The organism is Gluconacetobacter entanii (genome assembly GCF_003206495.1).
GTDB classification, from domain to species: Bacteria; Pseudomonadota; Alphaproteobacteria; order Acetobacterales; family Acetobacteraceae; genus Novacetimonas; species Novacetimonas entanii.
In genome coordinates this window covers 1-21545 of sequence record NZ_NKUF01000025.1, presented here as the reverse complement: position 1 = coordinate 21545, position 21545 = coordinate 1, and the positions used below count along the sequence as shown (strand labels likewise).

At 65.2% G+C, this 21545-nt stretch carries 28 protein-coding genes and 1 pseudogene; 13 read left to right on the top strand and 16 right to left on the bottom strand.

Annotation, left to right across the window (positions count from 1 at the left end; genetic code table 11):
* Positions 1-584: 584 nt before the first annotated feature.
* Entirely contained in the window at positions 585-782 is a 198-nt protein-coding gene (locus CFR72_RS11175) for a hypothetical protein (RefSeq protein WP_110914024.1), read from the top strand.
* A 72-nt stretch (positions 783-854) separates the two neighbouring features.
* On the opposite strand, the pseudogene CFR72_RS11170 reads toward CFR72_RS11175, so the two are convergent.
* Positions 855-2396, bottom strand: a pseudogene (locus CFR72_RS11170) (alginate export family protein).
* A 726-nt stretch (positions 2397-3122) separates the two neighbouring features.
* Between CFR72_RS11170 and CFR72_RS11165 the strand changes: the two are divergent.
* From CFR72_RS11165 to CFR72_RS11150, 4 genes are read left to right on the top strand one after another with little or no spacing between them, the layout of a single operon-like run.
* Entirely contained in the window at positions 3123-4148 is a 1026-nt protein-coding gene (locus CFR72_RS11165) for a sulfate ABC transporter substrate-binding protein (protein ID WP_110914023.1), read from the top strand.
* Positions 4145-5032, top strand: coding sequence for a sulfate ABC transporter permease subunit CysT (gene cysT, locus CFR72_RS11160; protein ID WP_110914022.1), 888 nt, complete (start codon positions 4145-4147; stop codon positions 5030-5032). The genes CFR72_RS11165 and cysT overlap by 4 nt, the downstream gene beginning before the upstream one ends.
* Before the next feature lie 8 nt (positions 5033-5040).
* Positions 5041-5856, top strand: coding sequence for a sulfate ABC transporter permease (locus tag CFR72_RS11155; protein WP_110914042.1), 816 nt, complete (start codon positions 5041-5043; stop codon positions 5854-5856).
* Positions 5853-6938, top strand: a complete 1086-nt coding sequence (locus CFR72_RS11150) for a sulfate/molybdate ABC transporter ATP-binding protein (protein ID WP_110914021.1) — start codon at positions 5853-5855, stop codon at positions 6936-6938. The genes CFR72_RS11155 and CFR72_RS11150 overlap by 4 nt, the downstream gene beginning before the upstream one ends.
* 259 nt (positions 6939-7197) lie before the next feature.
* Here the strand turns inward: CFR72_RS11150 and CFR72_RS11145 are convergent, their stop codons facing one another.
* Entirely contained in the window at positions 7198-7377 is a 180-nt protein-coding gene (locus CFR72_RS11145) for a CsbD family protein (protein ID WP_110914020.1), read from the bottom strand.
* Positions 7378-7726: 349 nt separating this feature from the next.
* Entirely contained in the window at positions 7727-7948 is a 222-nt protein-coding gene (locus CFR72_RS11140; RefSeq protein WP_110914019.1) for a hypothetical protein, read from the bottom strand.
* Between the two features lie 109 nt (positions 7949-8057).
* On the opposite strand from CFR72_RS11140, the gene CFR72_RS17230 reads away from it, so the two are divergent.
* Positions 8058-8276, top strand: coding sequence for a hypothetical protein (locus tag CFR72_RS17230; RefSeq protein WP_146220712.1), 219 nt, complete (start codon positions 8058-8060; stop codon positions 8274-8276).
* 41 nt (positions 8277-8317) lie between these two features.
* Here the strand turns inward: CFR72_RS17230 and CFR72_RS11135 are convergent, their stop codons facing one another.
* A complete protein-coding gene (locus CFR72_RS11135; RefSeq protein WP_110914018.1) occupies positions 8318-8602 on the bottom strand; it encodes a hypothetical protein in 285 nt (94 codons plus the stop codon).
* A 179-nt stretch (positions 8603-8781) separates the two neighbouring features.
* Between CFR72_RS11135 and CFR72_RS11130 the strand changes: the two genes are divergently transcribed.
* Positions 8782-10005, top strand: a complete 1224-nt coding sequence (locus CFR72_RS11130) for an MFS transporter (RefSeq protein WP_110914017.1) — start codon at positions 8782-8784, stop codon at positions 10003-10005.
* Positions 10006-10038: 33 nt separating this feature from the next.
* Here the strand turns inward: CFR72_RS11130 and CFR72_RS11125 are convergent, their stop codons facing one another.
* The 3 genes from CFR72_RS11125 to CFR72_RS11115 all read right to left on the bottom strand — a co-directional run bounded on the left by CFR72_RS11125 (position 10039) and on the right by CFR72_RS11115 (position 11573).
* On the bottom strand, positions 10039-10239 hold the full coding sequence (locus CFR72_RS11125; protein WP_227744461.1) for a hypothetical protein: 201 nt from the start codon (positions 10237-10239) through the stop codon (positions 10039-10041).
* Between the two features lie 57 nt (positions 10240-10296).
* Complete coding sequence (locus CFR72_RS11120; protein ID WP_244182262.1) at positions 10297-10602, bottom strand: hypothetical protein; 306 nt, start codon at positions 10600-10602, stop codon at positions 10297-10299.
* A 167-nt stretch (positions 10603-10769) separates the two neighbouring features.
* A complete protein-coding gene (locus tag CFR72_RS11115; RefSeq protein WP_110914015.1) occupies positions 10770-11573 on the bottom strand; it encodes an SDR family NAD(P)-dependent oxidoreductase in 804 nt (267 codons plus the stop codon).
* 172 nt (positions 11574-11745) lie between these two features.
* On the opposite strand from CFR72_RS11115, the gene CFR72_RS18310 reads away from it, so the two are divergent.
* The 3 genes from CFR72_RS18310 (at position 11746) to CFR72_RS11105 (ending at position 12428) form a co-directional block, all read left to right on the top strand.
* Positions 11746-11874, top strand: a complete 129-nt coding sequence (locus tag CFR72_RS18310) for a hypothetical protein (protein ID WP_261310160.1) — start codon at positions 11746-11748, stop codon at positions 11872-11874.
* A 54-nt stretch (positions 11875-11928) separates the two neighbouring features.
* On the top strand, positions 11929-12111 hold the full coding sequence (locus CFR72_RS11110; protein ID WP_110914014.1) for a hypothetical protein: 183 nt from the start codon (positions 11929-11931) through the stop codon (positions 12109-12111).
* 131 nt (positions 12112-12242) lie between these two features.
* Entirely contained in the window at positions 12243-12428 is a 186-nt protein-coding gene (locus CFR72_RS11105; RefSeq protein WP_146220711.1) for a hypothetical protein, read from the top strand.
* A 120-nt stretch (positions 12429-12548) separates the two neighbouring features.
* Here the strand turns inward: CFR72_RS11105 and CFR72_RS11100 are convergent, their stop codons facing one another.
* Both CFR72_RS11100 and CFR72_RS11095 read right to left on the bottom strand, forming a co-directional pair.
* Complete coding sequence (locus CFR72_RS11100) at positions 12549-13469, bottom strand: metallophosphoesterase (RefSeq protein ID WP_167400357.1); 921 nt, start codon at positions 13467-13469, stop codon at positions 12549-12551.
* A gap of 418 nt (positions 13470-13887) precedes the next feature.
* The gene (locus tag CFR72_RS11095; RefSeq protein ID WP_110914011.1) at positions 13888-14040 is read right to left on the bottom strand and encodes a DUF3309 family protein; all 153 of its coding nucleotides are present in this window, start codon (positions 14038-14040) and stop codon (positions 13888-13890) included.
* Between the two features lie 251 nt (positions 14041-14291).
* Between CFR72_RS11095 and CFR72_RS11090 the strand changes: the two genes are divergently transcribed.
* Entirely contained in the window at positions 14292-14579 is a 288-nt protein-coding gene (locus tag CFR72_RS11090; RefSeq protein ID WP_110914010.1) for a hypothetical protein, read from the top strand.
* A gap of 10 nt (positions 14580-14589) precedes the next feature.
* Here CFR72_RS11090 and CFR72_RS11085 read toward each other — a convergent pair whose 3' ends face one another.
* The 6 genes from CFR72_RS11085 to CFR72_RS11060 all read right to left on the bottom strand — a co-directional run bounded on the left by CFR72_RS11085 (position 14590) and on the right by CFR72_RS11060 (position 19406).
* A complete protein-coding gene (locus tag CFR72_RS11085) occupies positions 14590-15021 on the bottom strand; it encodes a hypothetical protein (protein WP_110914009.1) in 432 nt (143 codons plus the stop codon).
* A gap of 450 nt (positions 15022-15471) precedes the next feature.
* Positions 15472-16062: a hypothetical protein gene (locus CFR72_RS18070; protein WP_233044357.1), complete on the bottom strand. Its 591-nt coding sequence runs from the start codon at positions 16060-16062 to the stop codon at positions 15472-15474.
* Positions 16063-16160: 98 nt separating this feature from the next.
* Complete coding sequence (locus tag CFR72_RS11075; RefSeq protein WP_146220710.1) at positions 16161-16664, bottom strand: hypothetical protein; 504 nt, start codon at positions 16662-16664, stop codon at positions 16161-16163.
* 631 nt (positions 16665-17295) lie between these two features.
* On the bottom strand, positions 17296-17619 hold the full coding sequence (locus tag CFR72_RS11070) for a hypothetical protein (RefSeq protein WP_146220709.1): 324 nt from the start codon (positions 17617-17619) through the stop codon (positions 17296-17298).
* 125 nt (positions 17620-17744) lie between these two features.
* A complete protein-coding gene (locus tag CFR72_RS11065; protein ID WP_110914040.1) occupies positions 17745-18251 on the bottom strand; it encodes a hypothetical protein in 507 nt (168 codons plus the stop codon).
* 141 nt (positions 18252-18392) lie between these two features.
* Positions 18393-19406 (bottom strand): Gfo/Idh/MocA family protein, encoded by a 1014-nt coding sequence (locus tag CFR72_RS11060; RefSeq protein ID WP_110914006.1) that lies wholly within the window; start codon positions 19404-19406, stop codon positions 18393-18395.
* On the opposite strand from CFR72_RS11060, the gene CFR72_RS11055 reads away from it, so the two are divergent.
* On the top strand, positions 19405-19707 hold the full coding sequence (locus CFR72_RS11055) for a hypothetical protein (protein ID WP_146220708.1): 303 nt from the start codon (positions 19405-19407) through the stop codon (positions 19705-19707). The genes CFR72_RS11060 and CFR72_RS11055 overlap by 2 nt on opposite strands.
* Positions 19708-19720: 13 nt before the next feature.
* Positions 19721-20134 carry a hypothetical protein gene (locus CFR72_RS11050; RefSeq protein ID WP_110914004.1) on the top strand — a complete coding sequence of 138 codons (414 nt, stop codon included), beginning with the start codon at positions 19721-19723 and terminating at the stop codon, positions 20132-20134.
* Between the two features lie 201 nt (positions 20135-20335).
* Here CFR72_RS11050 and CFR72_RS11045 read toward each other — a convergent pair.
* Positions 20336-21545 (bottom strand): phosphoethanolamine transferase (locus tag CFR72_RS11045; protein ID WP_208630023.1); only part of this gene is annotated, 1210 nt, incomplete at its 5' end.

Sequence of the window (21545 nt, the reverse complement as noted above, 5' to 3'; positions counted from 1 at the left end):
GGGAGTGTATCGGGGGCAATAAACCGTAAACATACTTGAAATATAAATGTTTATTTAATCTGCCTTGGTGAATTCGCTTCGCCTGTCATCACTATCAGCTTTGAACAGTTTTGTCAGGCGTCCCTGATGTTGGGGAATGTATCAGTCCATGGCGCGGCCCCTATATCCGCATCTGGTGCGTGGTTTAAGGGGGGAATCCAGAAAATGTGGTGTCCCCGCTGATGTCTGGTCCTGCGCGCGAGGGGCGCCGTCCCGGCGTGACGGGCGAATATTGGTGTAACCATCTGATAAAATGTCGAAAATATGGCAACTGCAAAAACACATATATATCCGTATAATATACGTTAGAACGAAACAGAACTGTTTAATCTTGACATCGCCCCATGACGGGATATGATGCGGCCCATATCGCATCGCCATTCCCCTGGAAGGTCAGTCCCATGGAACCATATACCCGTGGATATAGTCGATGTCCTGCTTTCTTTGCGCCGGCGTGGCCCCGGCATTTCCGTCCAGTGCGATAGGCACCCGTGGGGTCTGCCGGAATCGTCTGGAATACAGAAAGATTTTTTCGGATACAGATCATGCTGGAATCAACAATTATTGAAATCGACGGCATCTTTGTCGGTACCGCCATCGTGCTGACCAATGTGGTCGGGCGGCGGTTCTATGCCACCCATGACAGCGTGCGCGCGCTGCATAATGTGGTCCTGCCCGACCTGTCGAGCCTGCGCCGCCGCGTCGCCTCCCTGTTCCGCGCCGCCGCCCGTCCTGCCCCCTGACCTGTCCAGAGGTCGTGGTTTCCAAAGGGCAATGCCCTTTGGTGGGGTTTCAGGGGCAAAGCCCCTGGGCCTTCAGAACCGGAAGACGAAGTTCGACTGGTAATAGGTCCCGCTCGACCCGCCTGCCTCGTTCAGGGCGCGTGACGTCATGAAGCGCGAGACGTACTGCGTCCATGACAGGTGTGTATTGATCTGCCACGCCAGCGACGCCTGCGGGGCCATGCCGATGAACTTTCCGCCGAAGTTTCCGGAAAAGCTGTAGGCGCCAGAGGATTTGTAAACCCGGTCATTGGTGCTGTCGCGCCAGAACAGGGGATATTTGATCTGGATGCTGACGGACTTGAACGGCGTGATGCGCACCAGTGGCGCGAAACTGATGAGGTTCGACGCCGTCATGTAGGTCGTGGTGTCGAGGTAGTTGGTCTGCGGATTGAACGGCGAGATATAGGTGCCGATATCCCCGCTCTTGCTGGCGTCATTGCCGCCGGAATACACATCCGTCTGGATCCCGGCAAAGGTGTGCAGGCTGTCCTTTGGCACGCGGTATCCGACGATGGAGTTGATGGCATAGGCGCTGACATTGCGTGCGACGTTGGTCTTGGCATAGCGGAACACGCCGCCCTGCCACACCGCGCCGACGGAAAATTCGATCGGCCCGGCCTGCCCGTGCCAGCGGACGCCGAAATTGTTGCGCGTGTTCGACCCCGTCGCCGTGCCCGTCTGCGTGGCGATGGCGCCTGCCGATCCAGACAGCTTGTAGCCGATATAGAACGCATCGACGAAGGAGTAGCCACGTTCGCCAAGGAACCGGAAATCCGGCGGCGCCCATGTGGTGTCGAACCCGTACAGCCGCGTGGAATAGTTTTCGGTGTCGTGGAACATCTTGTTCTGGCTGTCATTCGTCTGCACGAAGTTCCAGCCATCGATGCGGATGCGGTCCCAGATGGCATAGGCGCGGAACCCGTCCCATGACAGCGGCACGTTCGGCGTCTCGCGGTTATAGAGCATGTAGGACGGCGCATCGAGGAACTGCTGCCGCCCGAACATGAACCCCGTTTTCGCGCCGAACAGGTTCCACCGCGTCTCCACGAACGCCTGCTGCGCATCCAGCCGCTTGCGATAGGTGGAGCCGTATCCGTATCAGCCCCACCCGCCGGCATCGGCGTTGATCAGTTGCCCGAAAAACCGCAGGTGCGACCCGATATGCAGGTCCGCGCCATACAGGTTGCGCACGCCAAAACGGCCGGAATCGTTGGGTTTCTGCGTGCCGAGGTTGGGCCGTGTCTCGAACCAGTTGCGCAGCCGCGTCTCGCCCGAAAAACTGATCCACACCAGCCCGTCAGGTGTCAGCGGGATGTATTTCAGCACGTCGAACGGGTCGGTGTGGTTCTTGCTGTTGCGCAGGCGGCTCCAGTCCTCGGCCCAGGGGGCGACGCCGTATTGACCGACCGGTCCAAAGCCCGCGGATTCCCCGTTGCCGCGATTGAACACGCCCCAGTCATAGGGATGGCCGTTGATGCGGTTCTGCGCCCCGGTCATGACGATCGGCTGTCCCACCGGGTTGGCATGGGGATAGGTCTGGATCGGCGGGCGCGGGCCGACATGCACTGTCATGTTTTCCGCCTGTCCCCCCGACACCGGTGTGGCCGGTGCAGGGGAGGGCGTGACATGTGACGGCGTAATGTGTGACGGTGTGGCATGCGTGCGCTGCGCCAGTGTAGGATGCGCCGCGTCGGGTGTGCTGTGTCCCGGTGTGGTGGCGGCCTGCGCGCGCGTGGTGGCCACGCCCCCCCATGGCAGCGCAAGCGCAAGGGCCGCCGACCCCGCCAGCGGCGCGGCACGCAGGCAGCGCGCATTCCGTATGATGACGGAGGCGAAGCGGGAGGGCATCGCGCCTGCTGTGGCTGACCTTGGCAAGGATGTCATGGGAAGACCATCTCGGTGAGAAGGGAGGGAGGAAACGGGGGATGCAATCTGGTCCATATCCGTAATGTGATTTTATAATACGGTCAACAAAGTTAAATATGAAAAGTGACACTTCACATGTGCATATTGGCGGCGGCAGGGCGCATGGCGCGCATGTATGATCGTAATTGCATGAAATATCAGATAAAAAATAAAACTCTCGTCCTGCCTATGGTGACATATAAAACACATGTGAATCGTTAATTGCCGCGAAACACGTCCATGGAAGATGATTATTGACAGGTTTCGCGGGCGTGACCTAGAGTATTAAACGATCTTGAATGGTTTAATTATCCCCCGTCCGGCCGCCATGCCGTGCGGCTGTCTGCGGGGGGATGTCCGTCATGCGTGACGCCGCCGGGGAAGACCTGTTCCATGAAGCCATCATTCCTTTCGAACCGCCGTGGTTTCCTTCAGGCCGGGCTGGGCTGTGCCGCGCTGCTGGCGGGGCGTCCGCGCGCGGCGTGGGCGGCGACGACGCTGCTGAACGTGTCCTATGACCCGACCCGCGAACTGTACCAGGAGGTCGATCGCACCTTTGCCGCGCAATGGGCGCGCACGCATGGGGGGGCTGCGGTGATGGTGCGGACCTCCCACGGGGGATCCGGCGCGCAGGCCCGTTCGGTGCAGGAGGGCGCGCCCGCCGACGTGGTGACGCTTGGCCTGGCCTATGACATCGACATGCTGGCGGCGACCGGGCTGCTGCCCGCCAACTGGCAGGGGCTGCTGCCGCACAATTCGACCCCGTTCACCAGTACGATCGTCTTTCTGGTGCGCAAGGGCAACCCGAAAGCGATTCATGACTGGCCCGACCTGATCCGCGACGGGGTGCAGGTCATCACCCCCAACCCCAAGACATCGGGCGGCGCGCGGTGGAACTACCTCGCGGCATGGGGCTGGGCGCTGCGCCAGCCGGGCGGCACGCCGGACACGGCGCGGGCGTACCTGCGGGCGCTGTTTTCCCACGTCCCGGTGCTTGATACCGGCGCGCGGGGCGCGACCAACAGCTTCGTGCAGCGCGGGACCGGCGACGTCCTGCTGGCGTGGGAGGACGAGGCCCTGATGGCCGCGCGCGACATCGGGCCGGACCAGTTCGACATTGTCGTGCCGCCGCTGACGATCCTTGCCGAACCGCCCGTCGCGGTGGTGGAGCGCAATGCGAAGGCGCATGGCACGCTGGAAATTGCGCGCGCCTATCTCGATTTCCTGTTCACCGATGCGGGGCAGCGGATCGGGGCGAAACATTATTTCCGCCCCGTCACGCCGTCCATCCTTGCCGAAAACCGCGCGACCTTTGCCGATACCCGGACGTTCGACATCGCAGCCCTTGGCGGCTGGACGCAGGTGCAGAAGACGCATTTCGCCGATGGCGGCGTCTTTGACGGCATCTATGCCCGATGACACCCGGCCGTGACGTGACGGCGGGGGGCCTGTTCGCGTGGCGCGGGCGGCGGCAGGGCCTGCCGGGCATGGGTGTCGGGCTGTCGCTGACATTCGTGTGGCTGGGCGCGCTGGTGGTCCTGCCGCTGGTGGCGCTGCTGGCGCGGCCATGGGCGGAGGGATTCGGCAGCGGGATCGCCGCCTTCGGCCACCTGCTGCATGACGGGCGGATGGGGGCGGCCCTGCGGGTCAGCTTCGTCTGTGCCCTGGTGGCGGCGGCGCTCGATGTGGTGGCGGGCGTGGTGATCGCATGGGGACTGGTGCGCGCGCGGGTGCCGGGATGGCGCGTGATCGACGCGCTGGTGGAACTGCCGTTTGCGCTGCCGACCGCCGTGGTGGGCATCACGATGGCGACGCTGTATGGCCCGCATGGCTGGATCGGCGCGCCGCTGGCCCGTGTGGGGGTGAAGGTGGCGTTCACGCCGGCGGGCATCATTGTCGCGCTGATGTTCGTGGGGCTGCCGTTCGTGGTGCGCACGATCGCCCCCGTGCTGCGTGCCCTCCCGCCGGAGGCGGAGGAAGTGGCCCGCACCCTTGGCGCGACGCGCGCGCAGGTGGTGGCCAGCGTGGTGATGCCCGCGCTGTATCCCGCGCTGCTGACATCGTTCGCCATGGCGTTCGCACGCGGCGTCGGGGAATATGGCTCGGTCATCTTCATTGCGGGGAACCAGCCGTTCCATACCGAAATCGCCCCGCTGCTGATTGTCATCCGCCTGCAGGAATATGACACGCAGGGGGCCAGCCTGATCGGGCTGGTTCTGGTGGGGATCGCGATGGTGTCGCTGGGTCTGATTGCATGGCTGCGCCACCATGTCGGGCGTGGCGGTGGCGGGGGCGCGGCATGAGGGCGGATATGACGGACCGCGCCGGGCGGTGGGCGTTCGCCGCCCTTGTCTGGGCGCTGGTGGGGATCATGGTGCTGCTGCCGCCGGTGATGGTGTTCGCCGCCGCCCTGTCGCATGGGCTGCGCCCGGCGTGGGACGCCCTGTGTGATCCCGATGCGCTGTCGGCCATCCGGCTGACGATGGTCATCACCGCGCTGGCGGTGGCGATCAACAGCTTTTTCGGCGTGATGGCGGCGTGGACGCTGGCGCGGTTTTCGTTTCCGGGGCGCGGGCTGGTCATCGTGCTGGTGGAACTGCCGCTCAGCGTCTCTCCCGTGGTGGGGGGGCTTGTGTGGCTTCTGGTGTTCGGCACGCAGGGATGGTGGGGGGCGGCGCTGGAACGCTGGGGCTATCCCGTCATGTTCGCGCCGCCGGGCATCCTGCTGGCGACGCTGTTTGTCACCTTCCCCTATGTCACGCGCACGATGATGCCGATGCTGCGCCATATGGGCCGCGCGCAGGAGGAAGCGGCCGTGACGCTGGGGGCGGGGATGTGGCGGGTGCTGTGGCATGTCACGCTGCCCGGTGCGCGCGCGGCGCTGGTGTCGGGGGTGCTGATGACCACGGCGCGGGCGATGGGCGAATTCGGCGCGGTGTCGGTGGTATCGGGCCATATTCCCGGCCTGACGGAAACGATGCCGCTGCATATCGAGACACTGTATAACGGATACCAGACGGTCGCGGCCTTTGCGATGGCGGCGCTGCTTGCGCTCATGGCGATGGCGGTGGTCGCGGTGCGGGGCCTTGTGGAACGCGCCGCCGTGTCGATGGGGGATGCCGCATGAGCGTACGCCTTGAAAACCTGACGCGCCGGGTGGGGGGACGCCCGATCGTCGATGACGTGTCGCTGGACGTGGCGGAGGGCAGCTTTACCGCGCTGCTTGGCCCGTCGGGCGCGGGCAAGACGTCGCTTCTGCGCATCATTGCCGGGCTGGACCCGCATGACGGGGGGCGCGTGCTGCTTAATGGGCAGCGCGTGGACATGCTGGAGGCGCGGTCGCGCAATATCGGCTTCGTGTTCCAGAACTATGCCCTGTTCGACCACATGACGGTGGCGCGCAACATCGCGTTCGGCCTGTCCATCCGCCCGCGCCGCATCCGCCCCGATCGTGCGCGGATCGCCGCACGGGTGGAGGAACTGCTGGAGCTGATGCACCTGCCGGGCATGGGCGGGCGGTATCCGCACGAACTGTCGGGCGGGCAGCGCCAGCGTGTCGCACTGGCGCGCGCGCTGGCGACGGGGCCGCGCGTGCTGCTGCTGGATGAACCGTTCGGCGCGCTGGACCCGCTGGTGCGGCGCAGTATCCGTGGCTGGCTGCGTGAACTGCATGACCGGCTGGGGCTTACGACCATCCTTGTCACCCATGACCGGCACGAGGCCAGCGAACTTGCCGACACCATCGCCCTGATGCGCGACGGCCGCATCGTGCAGGCCGGCACCCCGCAGCAGTTGCACGACGCGCCGGCCACCCCGTTCGCCATGGAGTTCATGCATGACGTGACCCGCCTGCCCGGACGGGTGGCGAATGGCGCGTTCATCGCGGACCTGCCGGACATGCGTCCCGTCGCGGTCAATGGCGGGGACGGCCCGGCAGAGCTTCTGGTGCGGGCGGCCGATGTGCGCCTGCTGCCGGGGCAGGGGGCGGCGACGGCGTGGCTGCGCCAGGCCAATGGGCCGATCGGTACATTCGATGTCATGAGCGGCCCCGATACGCTGCGCCTGGAAAGCGTGGTGCCACCGGGGGGCGGGCGCATCGTCGTGAACTGCGCGCTTGACGCCGCCGCCGGACGGGTGGCGCGTGACGGGCGGTGGCTGGAGGGGCGGGATGCGGCGCTGGAACCTGTGCGGGGGCGTGGGGTGGTGTGACGGCGTCTGTGCCTCAGGGGCGTTGCCCCCGAACCCCCACCAAAGGGCATTGCCCTTTGGAAACCATGACTTCTGGCGAAACAGGGGTGTGGGTGCGTACATAAAAAACGCACGCCATGGGGGCCATGGCATGCGCGAAGTGGTCGTCTGCGCCCCCGGGGGCCGGGGCTGTGTTCCTCCCCTGCGCGCCTGAAGGGCGGTGGGGAGGAACGGCAGGGGGGACGGAATTGAGGCTCCGTCTCCTCCGGTCGCAGGGGGGTCAGATCTTGTTGATCGTGCCCTTGACGCTACCGACGGCCTTTTCGGCCTGTCCCTTCAGCTTCTGGGCCATGCCCCGGGCTTCGAGATCCTCGTTGCCCGTGGCCTTGCCGACGGTTTCCTTGATGGAGCCCACGGCCTTGTCGGTCGTGCCCTTCAGCTTGTCGGTAAATTCACCCATGATGATGGTTCCTGATTTCCTTGGGTTCGTGCCCGCACCCCGGGGGGTGTGGACACGTCTGCTGGCGTGATCGTCGCGATCGGCCATACGGGGTCAACGCCATGGCTGGCGTCGGGTTGCATGGATGCGAAAAAATAACGCACCCTTTATCATGGTGTCCCATGTATTGATTGAAGGTTAATTTCCCGACAGGAAATGATGGTCGGTATTCATGGCGGACATGTCATGAAATATGTCGCCGGTTACACATGGCATGCGGCCCCGTTACTGGCGCATGGGCACCGGCGCATGGACGCATGCCTGCATGCCCGGCCCCGGACGGGGATTTCCCATGCCGGGGCCTGCCCGCTTACCAGTAGGGATAGACCGGCGGCGGAGGCGGCGGCGGCGGCGGCCCGTAATAGCCGCCCCATACCGGCGGCCTGTGCCAGATGCGTGGCGGCGGCCCGCGCCAGCCACGGCGTTCGTAACGCGGACCATGGTGGTAACCCGGCGGCATCGGCCGCGCCACCGCCAGGGCGGGGGCCAGACCCACCATCAGCGCCAGCGCGCCAAGTATCGTTTTTTTCATCCTGCATTCTCCACTAACGGGTCTGCCGGGTGACATATCACAGGGCCATTGCGGCAGGAGTGTGGAAAGATCACGGCAAGATCGCGCGTCGTGCCCTGTCCCGCCGTCCATGACCGCAGGGAATGTCGCGCATCCGGCCCACCTGCGCGGACGGCGCGGCCGCATGCTGGCGCGCCACACCGTTCAGCGCATGACCATCTGCAACACCACAAGGAACGTCAGCGCCACGGCGATGGAAATCACACCCTGTATGATCTGTTCTTTCATCCTGTATCAGGCTCCCCGGATCTGTGGTGGCGCGCATGGTGGCGTGGGGGCGGCCATATGACAACCTCCCGCCTGCCATCGCGCCCGTCACCGGGGGGGAACCTACCATCCGCGTCCACCGCCGGGGCCATGGCCATATCCGCCGCCCGGCCCACCGCGCCCGCCATAATATCCCCCGCCGTAATACCCGTCGCGGCGGTGGTGGTGGTGCCAGTCCCGCCCGCCATAGCATCCCGCCAGGGAGACAAGGCACAGCATGAGCGCCAGTGGACGTATGGCCGGGCGCAGGGCTGAACGCACGCTGCCGGCCTGCGCGGGAGTGGCGCGGGTGTCCCGCCCCCGCGCAGGGACCTGCGTGGGGGTGGGAAGGGTGTGGAATGTCGTCATGATGATCTTTCTCCCATGGTCCGTCATGGACCCAGTAGAAGCACAGGGGCAACGGATGGTGGCGCGCAGGGTTGCCGGTTTCGCGCACAATCCCCTATCCCTGTTCGCCGGGATCGCGCCTGCGTGCCGGCCTGCCCTGACGTCCGTATCCGGCGCCGTGAACAAGGAACCCTGCCGACATGCCAGTGGAATATGGCGGATATTTGCCCGACGACCGGCGCGGCGCCCCCGGTGGACCGTCCGGTGGCCTGCGGCGGCGGCAGGTGGCGACGCGACTGGTGTTCCTTGTGGTCGGCTTTGCGCTGGCGGCGTGGGGGCCGCTGGTTCCGTTCGCACGGGCGCGGGCGGGCCTGTCGTCGGGGGGGCTGGGCCTGCTGCTGCTGTGCCTTGGGCTGGGGTCGGTGGTGGGGATGCCGCTGGCGGCGCGCCTGCTTGCGCGCGTGGGGTGCAGGCGGGTGCTGCTGGTGGCGTGCGCGCTGCTGTGCCTGATGCTGCCGGGGCTTGCGCTGGCCTCCACCGCCGCGACGCTGGCGGCGTGCCTGCTGCTGTTCGGTGCGGCGATGGGGGCGATGGACTGCGTCATCAACGTGCAGGCCGTCGCGGTGGAACATGAAAGCGCGCGGCCCATGATGTCGGGATTCCACGGCATGTTCAGCGTCGGCACGCTGCTTGGCGCCGCGGGGGCCAGTGGTGGCTTGGGCCTGGGACTGTCGCCCGCCGCCATTTCCGCCGCCGTCGTGGCCTGTGTCGGGGGGACGACCGCGCTGGCGGCGGGCGGCCTGCTTGGCCCGCAGGACGCGATATCCCCACCCCCGCGGCAGGCGGGGGCGCGCCGCCTGGTCCTGCCGCACGGGGTCGTGCTGCTGGCGGGGGCGATGTGCTGTGTCGCGTTCCTGGTCGAGGGGGCGGTGCTGGACTGGAGCGCCGTTTTCCTGTCCACCGCACGGCACCTGCCGCCCGCGCGGGCGGGGGCGGGGTATGTGGCGTTCTGCGCCATGATGGTCGCGGGCCGCCTGTCGGGGGACGCCATCGTACGGCGCATGGGCGATGCGTGGGTGATCGGCATGGGCGCGGCCTGTGCGGCGACGGGGCTGGCGCTGGTCGTGATGGTGGCGGCCCCGTGGGTGGCGTTTGGCGGGCTGGCGCTGATGGGGGCGGGATGCGCCAATATCGTGCCGGTCCTGTATGGCGCGATGGGGCGGCAGCGTGTCATGCCCGTCGCCGCCGCCGTGTCGGGGGTCACGATCATGGGCTATGCCGGGATCCTGGTCGGTCCCGCGCTGATCGGGATGGTCGCGCAGTACAGCAGCCTGTCGGTGGCGTTCATGATGCTGGCGGCGCTGCTGGCGCTGGTGGGCATGGGCGCGCGGGCGGTTACGGGCCCCCGCGCGCGTGGATCCTAGAAGTTTCCGGGAAGTTTCCGGCCATGTTTGCCTTCAGTTGCCCGTGGCGCGGTCGATGCTGCGTCCCGCCTTTTCCGCCGGGCCCTTGGGCGGGTCGAATGTGTCCTGCACCTTGTTGCCGAATTTATCCAGCTTCTCGCCCGCTGTCTCGTGATGGCGCTTGCACCCGGACAGGCCGGTACAGGCCAGCGTCAGCGACAGCATCAGGACTGTCATCGTGCGTGTTCGTGTCATGAAGGAGGCTCCTGCTGGGGGAACATCGAAAACGCGCCGCCTGCCGCCGGGTTGCGTTCAGCTTTGCCCGTCCGGCGGGCGTGCCGCGACGGGCGGCATGGCCTGCGTCACGCCGCCGGGGGCGTCGGTGCCCGGCGGGTTGAACATCGCCCGGCAGCGTGGCGACAGGCGATCGATCTTGCGCTGCATGCACGCGGTGATGCGTTTTTCATCGGGGATGGAGGTCGCGCACAGGCGCAGCGCATCGCCCTGGCACGCGCGGGCCTGCTGCTGGCGGGTATGTTCGCGCGACCATGCGCCCGGCGCCGTGGCAAGCAGCAGGCCGCCAAGCAGGATTGTCCCCCGGAATGAAAAGCGTCGCATCACCTGTCCCGTTTTCCCTTGTCATGGTCGTGCCGATGCCAACGCCTGGGAAACGGACGGGTTTGGTATGGCGGAAAAACGTGACAGGCCGGTTTTTCAAGGGAACCGAAGTCTTCGGATGCCGCCTTTTTTGAAAAAGGCGGCGTTCCTCAAGGCTTTTGTCCGTTTTACAGGATGCCGCCCGCGATCGGCAGGTTTACGCCGGTCATGTAGCTTGAATCCTCGCCCAGCAGGAATTCGACCACGCCGGGGATTTCCTCGATATTGCCATAGCGGCGCATCGGCACGCTGCCGATCATCTGCTTCGCCACTTCCTTGGGGTCGGTGGAGAAATACTGGCTGCCGACCTTCGCCTGCAGTTCCACCTGCCGGTCCCACATCATGCCTGGCCCCATGAAGGCGGGGCTGATGGCGTTGACGCGGATGTTGTACGGCGCAAGGTCCTTCGACGCCGCCTCCGTCAGGCCGATGATCGCGAATTTCGACGCGCCATAGGCCGCCATGTTCGGCGGTCCCTGCACGCCCGCCATGCTGGCGGTATTGACGATGCGGCCGAATTTGCGCGCGACCATGTGCTGCGACACCGTGCGCAGGACATGGAACGCGCCACGCACGTTGATGTCCATGACCCGGGCGAAGTCGTCCTCGGGGTACTCCTGCACCGGCGCGAACGCCCCCTGGTATCCGGCATTGTTGAACAGGAAGTCGATGGCCCCGAATTCCGCCACGACCGCCGCCACCGTATCGCGCACCGCCGCGATGTCGGTGACGTCGCACACATACGAACGCGCCTTCACCCCATGCGCGGCCACGGCCTTTTCCGCCGCCTGCAACGCCTGCGCATTCATGTCGAGCAGCGCCACCGCCGCGCCAGAGCGGGCCAGACGGTGCGCGCAGGCCAGGCCGATATTGCCCCCCGCCCCGGTCAGGAGTGCCACCTTGCCGGAGAATTTCGCGGATTTTTCAGTCATTTCACGTCCCTGGTCATGTCCATGGGTCAAAAGAGGCCGGTTTTCGCAGGCAACTCATCGCCGCGCGGTCTGTTGACACCGTATGGATGGGATAACCCATGTCAACACGGTCCGTTCAATACGGGCCATGTCGTCAACACGGATCACATGGGAGGCGCCTTTGGGACGCATCATGAAAATCACCACCGCTGTCGTCCTGCTTGGCGCGCTGTCGGCGTGTGACAAGCCAAAGCCCGGTGGCGGCGGGTCGGATGATGGCGGCGGCCCCGGCGTCAGCAGCAACGGCACGCCGCAGAAATAGGGCGCCGTCCCGCGAATCCCCGAACTTCTGGTCATTCTGAACAGGGAGTGTCCGATGCGACACGCCACGATGCGTCTTGCCTGTCTTCTTGCGGTCTGTGCCGGGCTTGCGGCCTGTGGCGGGCGGCATGCGCCCCCGCCGGGTGGTTCCAGCTATCCCAACGGCGTGGGGGGCGTGGGCGGTTCCCCGCAGCAGTCCGGCGCCGGTCCCGGCAGTGCGGGCGGCCCCGGCATGTAGGGGCCGCGGTTGACATTCTTATGATCGGGGATGGGGCGAATTCATGAAAAATCCACATTCCACAGGCCATGATTGCGATATGTTATGTGCCTGTGGGGATTACGTTGCCCCTGCATGACGGAGGTTACGCCATGAAACGCTCGATCCGCCAGATTCCACGCGAAATCCGTGATGAGTGGAAGCAGACATTGCTGCATGCATGGGACCGTACGGGCCGTCCGGTCCTGCGGGAATGGCCATCGCAGACAGCCGTGAAAGCAGTGGTGGAGGACGTGGCGCGTCACGAATGTGGCTGCGCCGTCCCCACGGGCGCATAGCCCGACCGGAGAATCACAAGGAAGTTTCTGACGGGGCTTCGGATCGAAAAAGCCTCGGGGAACGCCGCCTTCAGAAATAAGGCGGCGACCGGGGCTTTTTGTGGTTTTCAAACGGTTATTTCACACATCCTCCGGCACGTCCCACGTTTCATGCGCGGTGATGACCTGTACCGTGCCGTTGCGGATCGCGGCGGCGGCGACGATGCCGGTCGCGCTCGACCCCGCATCCAGACCCAGCCTGTACCCTTCGGGCCGCAGGTCGCCCGGCGGCTTGCTGGCGCCGTCCGGCGTGGTGGGAATGCGGTGTTCGAACGTGTGGCCGTGCGCCACGAACCACCCGCCCGGCCACGGGTTGGGGGCGGTGTAGAATTCCTCCCGTATCCACAGGGGATTGTCGTCGTCATGGGCATGAAGCGGGTTGTAGCGCCGCGCCCAGGCCACGGGATCGGCCACGGTGGGGTTGATCCCCGCATGCAGCATCAGAAGCGAACCAATGGTGCGGAACGTGGCGATGGGCGGGCGGCCATCCGCGCCGGGTTTCCACCGGGCGATACCATGATCCAGCACGGATCGCGCCACGTCCGGCGCAAATCCCGCCGCGATCGCGGCCTCCAGCAGCGCGCGGCGCCGATCCCCATGCGGATGCAGCCATGGCGTCAGCCAGTCCCCGCCCCCGGCGACGAAGATGTCGGGATATTCCGCGTTGAAGATCGGCGCGAACAGCATCTGTTCATGATTGCCCGGCAGTGCGTGAAAGGTGATGTCCGTGCCCGCAAGCCGCCCCGCGCGCGCATATTGCAGCACATCCATCAGGCAGCCGATGCTGTCCGGTCCCCGGTCGATCACATCGCCAAGCGAGGTGCACGTCGCGGTGGGGAAATGCCGTGCGCAGTACTGCCACAGCGCATGCAGGTGCGCGCGTTCGCCATGCACGTCGCCAATGACGAATTCGACATGCCCGTGCGGCAGTGACACGGGGGCGGGCAGGGCCGCGCCGACGCGCAGGGTGATGTGCGGTGGCATGGGCGGCAGTGCATGCATGACGGGCCGTGTTCCTCCTGCTGTGGCGTGCGCGGGATATGGCGCGATCATAACCGATTCGCATCCGGCATTGCATCATGCACGACGTAACGGAACGTCATGTGGTTCAATATGCCCGCATGGAAAGAAAATCCCCCCGCAGATTTCCGGGTCTGCCAATGCGGCGTGCCCTGCGGCATGACGGGCATGTATGGGGGCGGGGTTTCGCGCCATGGTGCCGGTCCCATGACGCGCGCGGTCGCGCATTGTCCCGTTCAGTACAGGCGCGCATGGCATTGCGGGGCGTCACCCGCCACGAAGCGGCGGAGGCGGCATGCGACAGGGTCCACCGCCATGCGCCGTACATGAAAACAGGCGGCACGGAAGGCACGGCCGCCTGTCGTCATCCACCCTGCGCCTTACGGGCGCGCGTGTGGCGTCATATTCGTCCCATGATCATCAGCACCACCAGAACAAGCACCACAAGTCCCAGCGCACCCGAGTGGTAATAGCCCCATCCCGCGCTGTATGGCCATGTCGGCAGGGCCCCGATCAGCAGGATGACGATGACGACGAGAAGGATGTTGTTCATTGTTCGGACCTTCGGGAAGGGGGCATCGCCACAATATCGTGACCGGGGTCATGGCCGGGGGCAGCGTGGCGACATCGTGGGGCGATAACCCCACATCCGTTGCGAAGTTCCCTGCCATATCGCGCCCGGCCATATCGCGGGGACGGGCGGATGTTGTCCGACCGGTCCATGATGCGCACGCTCGGGGGGCGTGCGGGAACTTTGCCCCGTCCCGCCGGTTTGGGGCAGCACAGAGGTTGAGGACAACATTCATGTGCCCAGCATCACTGCCATCGCGTCCCGGACCCGGCCTTGGCATCCAGCCGGAGGCCCCGCCCGACCCGCATCCGGAAGACCACGATCCCACCGCCCCCGGCCCGGGGGAGGAAAATGACGTGCCCGCGCCGCTGAAACTGCCCGAACATGACGGGGAGGAGGAGGATGAGGACGACGAGGACGTGGAAACGTGGGACAATGAAGGCGGCGAGGATCCGGAAGGGGAAGAAGACCTGCTTTCCAGCGATCCGGATGATGACCCCGACGGCTATCCCTGGCGCTAGGCGTTGGCGGCTACAGCATCGCCAGCACGACCGGGATCAGCGTTCCCACCGCCAGCAGGCCGTAATGCAGTTTCTTCTGCCGCGTCTGCGTCAGGCCGATCCACACGCCCAGCACGGTGGAGACGATGAGGCTGGCGGATACAAGGGCGAAGAACCAGCGCAGCAGCAATGTCGGCACGGGCGTGGATTCGGGCGGCCGTGGCCGTGGCGGCCCGCTGTCCCCTGCGGGGCGCGGGGGGCCGGGACGTGGCGGTTTCGCGCGGAAGGCCTGTTTCTTGTGCAGTTCGCCCAGTTTTTCGATGATCGGGACGGGAACGTACCCGTTATGGGATTCGTGAAACCCGAAGATCTGGAAAATGCCCGTCAGCGCGAAAAACAGCAGGCTCGGGGCCGCGATCAGGGCCGACCATCCATGCACCCGCCGCACCGTGATGCGCGGCATCAGGTGTGTGCCCCCGGGCGGAAAAATACCGAAATATCACACATCTTCACCAGGGCCCGCCCTCGCTGTTCCCATCCCCGATGGATGGTGTCCCGTCATTATCCATAAATGAGAACGCTTCGCAACGGGATGGCGAAAATGTCACGAAATGTATAGGGGCGGCGAGGCCGCAGGTGCGTGAAACACCCGGGCGCCGCCCGGACCCGGCAGGGATCGCGATCCCTGCACCCTGAATCTGTTTATCAAAGTCATGGTTTCCAAAGGGCAATGCCCTTTGGTGGGGGTTCGGTGGCAAAGCCACTGAAATGGTCGGCACACGGAATACCCGGGTGGCTTGCTCCGGCCCCGGCAGGGATCACGATCCCTGCACCCTGATCCGTTTTAAAAGTTCTAGTTTCCAAAGGGTAATACCCTTTGGCGGGGTGCAGGGGCAGCGCCCCTGCGAAAGGGTCAGTGGCGGAAGTCCGCAGCACCCGGCAGGTCGGCGGCCGGGGTTGTGGTGGTGCCGATGCCGCCGGGGTCGTTCATCATGCCGCTGGGGCCAAGGCCGGGCGTGTTGTCGCGCGCGGAAATGCCGGTGTCATAGGCGCCGCTGCCATATGTGCTGCTGCTGCCCGTGCCGCCGATATAGCTGTTGGCGCCGGTATTCGCCGTCCCGCCGGTGGGGGTGTTCGTGGCGGGCTGGCCCATGTCGTTCATGCCGCTGGTGCCTGCGCATCCCTTGGCGATCTGGACGCGGTGCAGGGCCTCCATCTTGCCCTTTTCACGGGCCAGCAGGCCCTTGACGTCGCTGCCGGTCATTTCCGACAGCGGCAGTCCCACCATCAGGACCCCCCATGTGTCGGTCTTGCGGGCGCGGTGCTGCTTGTCCGTCAGGGTCTGCAGCACGTCGCCTTCCTTCAGTTCCGCCTCGCCCAACTGCTGGCAGTTCAGGCTGGAATAGGCAGTGTCGGGAATATAGGTGGGCCGGACGCTATCGGGGCTGGCGGCACATCCCGCCAGCAGCACCATACCGCCAAACAGCGGCACGAGCTTGTTCATGATCTTCTCCGTTCATGATGACCCGGCCTTGTCGCATGTCTGGCAATGTGTGGCTATGTAACGGCCTGTGACTTTATGTTACAAACATGGTGGCGACCTTACTCATCGCCAAAGTAATTCTCGCAAACGCCTTTGGCGCATGAGGAATTCAGCAGCACGCCGTCCTTGCTGACCTGCCCCTCGTGATAGGTATAGGTGCGTTGCACGCCCTTCTGGTGCATGGAGGGCATGCGAATCTCCAGCGTGTCGCCCACGACCTTCGTCTGGACAAGGTCCGAACAGGTGCCAAAGAAATTGGTGTGGTGTTCCTTTTTCTGGCCCACCTGCACGATGGCCACTGTCGCTGGACACAGGGAGCCACCGATGCTCTGTACCAGCACGATGTCGCTGTTGCCCATCGGGATGGGCTGCGACAGCATCAGGCCACTGTTGCCCGCAAGGACGGGATGGAGGGTATGGCCGCGCCATGTGATTTTGTCGTTGCTGACGGCGATGGCGCCGAACCGGGTCTGTGCCTGCTGCGCCTGCGCCACGGTGGAAATCCCCGCCACAATGGCAAGCCCCAGCAGTGGTCCCGAAAATTTACGCGATAGCCGCAGCATGCACCCAATATCCTTCATCCGCCCCATGTCCCGTCATCCGGCAGGCCGTCCTGCCCCCCATGGATGCCCGATATTAAGGACCAACCCCCGCACCCGTGCAAGGCGCGGTGGCGCGGCATGGGGAAAACGCCCATAGTGGAGGCGGCACGCGGCGACACGGTGATATTCTGCTGGCCGTAGCATCTGTTTCTGATGGGGAGGGAGCCTCAGGGGCTTTGCCCCCGAACCCCCACCAAAGGGTATTACCCTTTGGAAACCATGACTTTTAAACGGATCAGGGTGCAGGGATCGCGATCCCTGCCGGGTCCGGAGCAAGCCGCCCGGGTGTCGCGTGCGCCGACTGCGTCAGGGGCTTTGCCCCCGAACCCCCACCAAAGGGCATTGCCCTTTGGAAACCAAGACTTTTAGACGGATCAGGGTGCAGGGATCGCGATCCCTGCCGGGTCCGGGCAGAGCCCGGGTGTCGCGTGCGCCGACTGCGTCAGGGGCTTTGCCCCCGAACCCCCACCAAAGGGCATTGCCCTTTGGAAACCATGACTTTTAAGCGGATCAGGGTGCAGGGATCGCGATCCCTGCCGGGTCCGGGCGGCGCCCGGGTGTTCCATGCCCCGACTGCGTCACATGTCAGGGATCAGGCAGCCATACGCGTGATGGCCTGGCAGTAGTACAGGAAAGCGAGGCGCAGGGCGCGGTCGTCCGCACCTTCGGTAATCTTGCGCAGGGTCGCGGCGGTGGCGTCGTCGCCGGCCTTCAGGCGGTCGATCTCCTTGATGTCGGACACGGTGATGTCGGCGGGCGTCAGGTCCTGCCCCGGCTTTGCGGCCGACAGGCGGTACTCGATCAGCGCCTGCGACAGGGCCTGCGGCAGGGTGCGGGCATCGGCGGGGACTTCGTCATCGGACAGGATGTTGTCCAGCGCCGCGTTGAAACGGGTGCGGATTTCGGTTGCGTTCATGTGCGTATGCCCTTTTGTGGCGGTGGTGTGATCGGGTGGCGGCGGTGCGCGCCACGCGGCGGACATGGCGATACCACGTCCACGGCGCGGGGGCTAAGCCATGGGGATGCATGCCGCGCGCGCTTTTACAGCAGGTCGTGCATTTCGCTGCGGATGTCGTTGCATTTGCGCGTCAGCATCCCGGCCTGCGACGCGGTCATGAAATTGATGATGAACGCGCCCAGCAGGGAACCGAACGACAGCCCGATCAGGATCTTGCCCAGAAGGGAGATCGGGTCGTTGTAATGCTGCGCCGAATACCACAGCAGCACGAGGCTGACGACCGATCCCGTCACGCCCATGACACCGGTGGATTTGAGGAGCGAGTCCTCCTCGCTGCTGAAGGCGGCGGCCTCCTTCCACAGCAGGTACATCTTCTGGTCCATCTCGCTGATGCTGCGGTTGTGGGCGTCCTGCGCGTCGGGGTCGTTGTGGCGCGTGGTCTTCTTGTGGCGCTCCAGCTCCTGCTGGGCCTTTTCAAAGACGCGGCGGCGTTCCTTTATGGCCGGAAGGCTGATGTCCACGAAGCTCAGGATCGCCATGTTCATCCCGGCCGAAAGCTGGACGAGCGCCTGATACTCGCCCCATGTCACCCATGTCACCTGAATTGCCGCCCGTCCTGCCTGTTGGGTATCGCACGCACGGGGTTATAGACCACAATCACCCCGCATGGCATCCCCCGTGATGCAGGGCCTCCATCGCGCGGTGTTATGGCTGCGTTTCAGGGTATGGGTTCAGGGGGTGGGATCGGGCGGGATCTTGACCGCCATGTCGGCGGGACGGCGCTGCCCGGTGGACAGGATGTCCTCCACCAAGGCGACGGGACGGTATTCGATCTCGCACGCGCCGGCATGGACCAGCGTTTCAAACCGGCTGTAGACACATTCATATTCATGCGTGCCATGCAGGGTGATGCCCACCCCGTCCAGCGACAGCCCCCCGCCGCCATGGGACAGGACCAGCCTGCGGCCATTGTACAGCGTCCATGCGATGTCCCAGACCTCCGTCCCGCGATGGGTCCAGTCGAATACCCCCTCCAGCCCCGATGACAGGGTGGGCGTGGTCCACTGTACCTGCGCGGTACAGGGGGTGGCGGCCCCTGCGGGGATGTCAATGAGCGCGTCGCGCACGAACAGCGGTTCCTCCATCACCGCGCAGGCGATCGACAGGGCGTTGATGCCCGCGTCGAACACGCCATGCCCGCCGGGTTTCCAGAACCAGTTGGCGCCGGGGTGCCATTTCTGCACGCTTTCGCGCCATGTGATGCGCATTGCGCGCATGCCGTTGGCCGACAGGATCTGCCGCACCGGGGCGATGGCCGGGGCGCATGCCGCGTGCCACGACGTCATCAGCGTGCGCCGTGCGTTGCGCGCCAGGCGGTGCAGGTCCATCGCCTGCGACAGGATGGGCGTGGGCGGTTTTTCCAGCAGCACATGCCACCCCGCCGCCAGCGCCTGCGCCGCCAGCGCGTAATGGGTGGCAGGCGGCGTGCAGATCGCGACCGCATCGACCTCCAGCCCCGACTGGATCAGGGTGGACATCGACGAAAACATCTTCGTCCCCTCCGTCGCGGCCGCCCACCATGTCACCGGCACGGGATTGACGCCCGCGACCAGCGTAAATCCCCGGTGCGCGCGGATGACCGGCACATGCTGCGTGTTGGCGATGGTGCCAGTGCCGATGATCGCGATGCGGATGGGCCGGGGCGTGCGCGATGGCGTGGGGGATGGGGGCGTGGGGGCGGTCATGCGGTCGATCCCTCTACAGGCGGCATGCAGGCCGATGGTCCGGGGGCGCGGCCATGACCTGTCGGGGGTGATGGGGCATCATCATTGCGGCATTGCGCGCCCCTGTCCAGCAGCAACCTGTGCGTGTGGGGGGATTATCGCCACCACCCCGGCGTCACGCCCGCGTGACGCGGCCATGACGGGCACGGGCGGGCATGCGGCGACGGGCGCGGCGGTGGATTTTGGGCTTTTCAATTCCCTGCAACTCCATCACAGTGCGCGCCACGACGGACCTGCACGGTGGCAGGCCGGATGTGCGTAAAAGGATTGCGGACATGAAGAAGACAGGTGGCGTTGTGGCGGTGCTTTCGGTTGTGGCCGCCACGCTGGTTGCGGGGGTATCGCCCGCCCATGCGGTGTCGGAGGCGATGCTGGATTCCCTGTATATCGACCCTGCGGTCCACCTGCCGGCCGCAAGCCCGGCCTTCCCCGAATATGACATCGACGCCGACTGCACCAACGAGTTCGGTGACGAGGTGAAATATGCCTGCGTCTCCGCCGAAAAGGAGAAGGCCGCCGTCCTGCGCGGTGTGTGGGACGAATACAAGGACGCCGACAGGGTCACCTGCCAGCAGCAGGTCACTGCGCAGCGCCATATCCAGTTGTACAAGAACCTCGCCTTCTGCGTGGACCAGCGTCGCTATGACGCCTATGTGCGCCACCATCCCGAGGCGGCGCAGCAGCACTGATGCCAGACATCCAGAAGTCATGGTTTCAGGGGTTCGGAGCAACGCCCCTGAGGCCGTCGGCGCACGCGACACCCGGGCGGCTTGCTCCGGACCCGGCAAGGATCGCGATCCCTGCACCCTGATTCGTGTAAAAGTCATGGTTTCCAAAGGGCAATGCCCTTTGGTGGGGGTGCGGGGGCAAAGCCCCCGGTACATCGCGGGTCAGTCCGGCATGATATGGCATTCGGCCGTGTTATGGCTGTGGTCATAATCCACATTGATGTTGTCCCCGTCGCCATGGACCACGCGGTGCGGTCGGGCGAGCAGGGGGGAGAACACGGATTTCGTGGCGTCCCCATCGGCAAGGTGAAGCCCCGCGGCATCGGCGATGCTGTCGGGCAGGTTCCATGTCATCAGCGGCGCGTCGAGGTGCGTGCGCACGGTGTCGTACTGCGCCTGGTGATGGGCGATCCATGAGGGGGAGAGCCACATCAGGAACGGCACGGCATAGGACTGCTTCAGGTCGCCATGCTGCGTATGCCCGGCGGTGCATTCGCTGACGCGGACCCCGTGGTCGGCGACGTGGAACAGCATGTTGTCCCCCGGCAGCGCACGCAGCATGTCGGTAACCTGCGCCAGCACATGGTCGGTATAGGCGATGCTGTTGTCATAATCCGACCCGAAGCGGGCATAGGCGCGGGGGAAGCGGTCGGCCACGAATTCATGGCTGCCGAACACATGCACGACGATGAAGGTGTTGCCGTGCGCACCCTGCAGGGCATGCGCGACCTCGGGCAGCAGGGCTTCGTCCAGTTTCGGACGGCTCATCATCCCGCCATGCACGGTGGTATAGACGACGTGGCGCGCCTGTTCGGAATAGGCGCCGATCACGCTGTCATACGGGCCAAGGCGGGGATGGTTGCTGATCCACCACGTGTCATACCCGGCGGCGTTGAACAGGGAAATCAGGTCGTGCTGCGTGATGCGTGACGCCAGCACGCGGTCGAACTGCGACAGGATGACCGGCACCGCGCCCACCGTGTAATCGAATGGCGTCACCATGTCGCCAAAGCGCAGGAGCCCGTCCTCGCGCTCCATCTCCGGGGTGTCGGGCACGTGGTAGCCATACATGTGCAGGTGGTCGCGCCGCGCGCTTTCGCCAATCACCAGCACGACGACATGCGGGGGATTGCGGTCGGGCGGGGTGGTGAAGCGCACCGGTTGATGGTTCATCCGCCGCGCCATGTCGGTCACGCGCCGGGTTTCATGCCGCCCGGCAAGGTAGCCCGCAACCAGGTTCCACGGATAGGAATGGTCGTAGAAATCCTCCAGCGGGACTATCCTGAATTTTGTGCGGTGTGGTGATAAATTGCTCGAAGAGGAGCCCCCGCATGAGCATTGATAAAGACCTCCTGGACCGCCTGATGGAAGG

What these genes read in the sequence shown, in the direction of transcription:
- CFR72_RS17230 (WP_146220712.1), top strand. Translation starts at nt 8,058, where the DNA reads ATGACCGCAGGGAATGTCGCGCATCCGGCCCACCTGCGCGGACGGCGC.
- CFR72_RS11085 (WP_110914009.1), bottom strand. Translation starts at nt 15,021, where the DNA reads ATGCCGCGCATCACGGTGCGGCGGGTGCATGGATGGTCGGCCCTGATC.
- CFR72_RS18070 (WP_233044357.1), bottom strand. Translation starts at nt 16,062, where the DNA reads ATGAACAAGCTCGTGCCGCTGTTTGGCGGTATGGTGCTGCTGGCGGGA.
- CFR72_RS11175 (WP_110914024.1), top strand. Translation starts at nt 585, where the DNA reads ATGCTGGAATCAACAATTATTGAAATCGACGGCATCTTTGTCGGTACC.
- CFR72_RS11120 (WP_244182262.1), bottom strand. Translation starts at nt 10,602, where the DNA reads ATGCGACGCTTTTCATTCCGGGGGACAATCCTGCTTGGCGGCCTGCTG.
- CFR72_RS11155 (WP_110914042.1), top strand. Translation starts at nt 5,041, where the DNA reads ATGACGGACCGCGCCGGGCGGTGGGCGTTCGCCGCCCTTGTCTGGGCG.
- CFR72_RS11105 (WP_146220711.1), top strand. Translation starts at nt 12,243, where the DNA reads ATGAAACGCTCGATCCGCCAGATTCCACGCGAAATCCGTGATGAGTGG.
- CFR72_RS11060 (WP_110914006.1), bottom strand. Translation starts at nt 19,406, where the DNA reads ATGACCGCCCCCACGCCCCCATCCCCCACGCCATCGCGCACGCCCCGG.
- CFR72_RS11125 (WP_227744461.1), bottom strand. Translation starts at nt 10,239, where the DNA reads ATGACACGAACACGCACGATGACAGTCCTGATGCTGTCGCTGACGCTG.
- CFR72_RS11140 (WP_110914019.1), bottom strand. Translation starts at nt 7,948, where the DNA reads ATGAAAAAAACGATACTTGGCGCGCTGGCGCTGATGGTGGGTCTGGCC.
- CFR72_RS18310 (WP_261310160.1), top strand. Translation starts at nt 11,746, where the DNA reads ATGAAAATCACCACCGCTGTCGTCCTGCTTGGCGCGCTGTCGGCGTGT.
- CFR72_RS11145 (WP_110914020.1), bottom strand. Translation starts at nt 7,377, where the DNA reads ATGGGTGAATTTACCGACAAGCTGAAGGGCACGACCGACAAGGCCGTG.
- CFR72_RS11110 (WP_110914014.1), top strand. Translation starts at nt 11,929, where the DNA reads ATGCGACACGCCACGATGCGTCTTGCCTGTCTTCTTGCGGTCTGTGCC.
- cysT (WP_110914022.1), top strand. Translation starts at nt 4,145, where the DNA reads ATGACACCCGGCCGTGACGTGACGGCGGGGGGCCTGTTCGCGTGGCGC.
- CFR72_RS11075 (WP_146220710.1), bottom strand. Translation starts at nt 16,664, where the DNA reads ATGCTGCGGCTATCGCGTAAATTTTCGGGACCACTGCTGGGGCTTGCC.
- CFR72_RS11050 (WP_110914004.1), top strand. Translation starts at nt 19,721, where the DNA reads ATGAAGAAGACAGGTGGCGTTGTGGCGGTGCTTTCGGTTGTGGCCGCC.
- CFR72_RS11070 (WP_146220709.1), bottom strand. Translation starts at nt 17,619, where the DNA reads ATGAACGCAACCGAAATCCGCACCCGTTTCAACGCGGCGCTGGACAAC.
- CFR72_RS11100 (WP_167400357.1), bottom strand. Translation starts at nt 13,469, where the DNA reads ATGCATGCACTGCCGCCCATGCCACCGCACATCACCCTGCGCGTCGGC.
- CFR72_RS11135 (WP_110914018.1), bottom strand. Translation starts at nt 8,602, where the DNA reads ATGACGACATTCCACACCCTTCCCACCCCCACGCAGGTCCCTGCGCGG.
- CFR72_RS11150 (WP_110914021.1), top strand. Translation starts at nt 5,853, where the DNA reads ATGAGCGTACGCCTTGAAAACCTGACGCGCCGGGTGGGGGGACGCCCG.
- CFR72_RS11095 (WP_110914011.1), bottom strand. Translation starts at nt 14,040, where the DNA reads ATGAACAACATCCTTCTCGTCGTCATCGTCATCCTGCTGATCGGGGCC.
- CFR72_RS11130 (WP_110914017.1), top strand. Translation starts at nt 8,782, where the DNA reads ATGCCAGTGGAATATGGCGGATATTTGCCCGACGACCGGCGCGGCGCC.
- CFR72_RS11115 (WP_110914015.1), bottom strand. Translation starts at nt 11,573, where the DNA reads ATGACTGAAAAATCCGCGAAATTCTCCGGCAAGGTGGCACTCCTGACC.
- CFR72_RS11090 (WP_110914010.1), top strand. Translation starts at nt 14,292, where the DNA reads ATGTGCCCAGCATCACTGCCATCGCGTCCCGGACCCGGCCTTGGCATC.
- CFR72_RS11055 (WP_146220708.1), top strand. Translation starts at nt 19,405, where the DNA reads ATGCGGTCGATCCCTCTACAGGCGGCATGCAGGCCGATGGTCCGGGGG.
- CFR72_RS11165 (WP_110914023.1), top strand. Translation starts at nt 3,123, where the DNA reads ATGAAGCCATCATTCCTTTCGAACCGCCGTGGTTTCCTTCAGGCCGGG.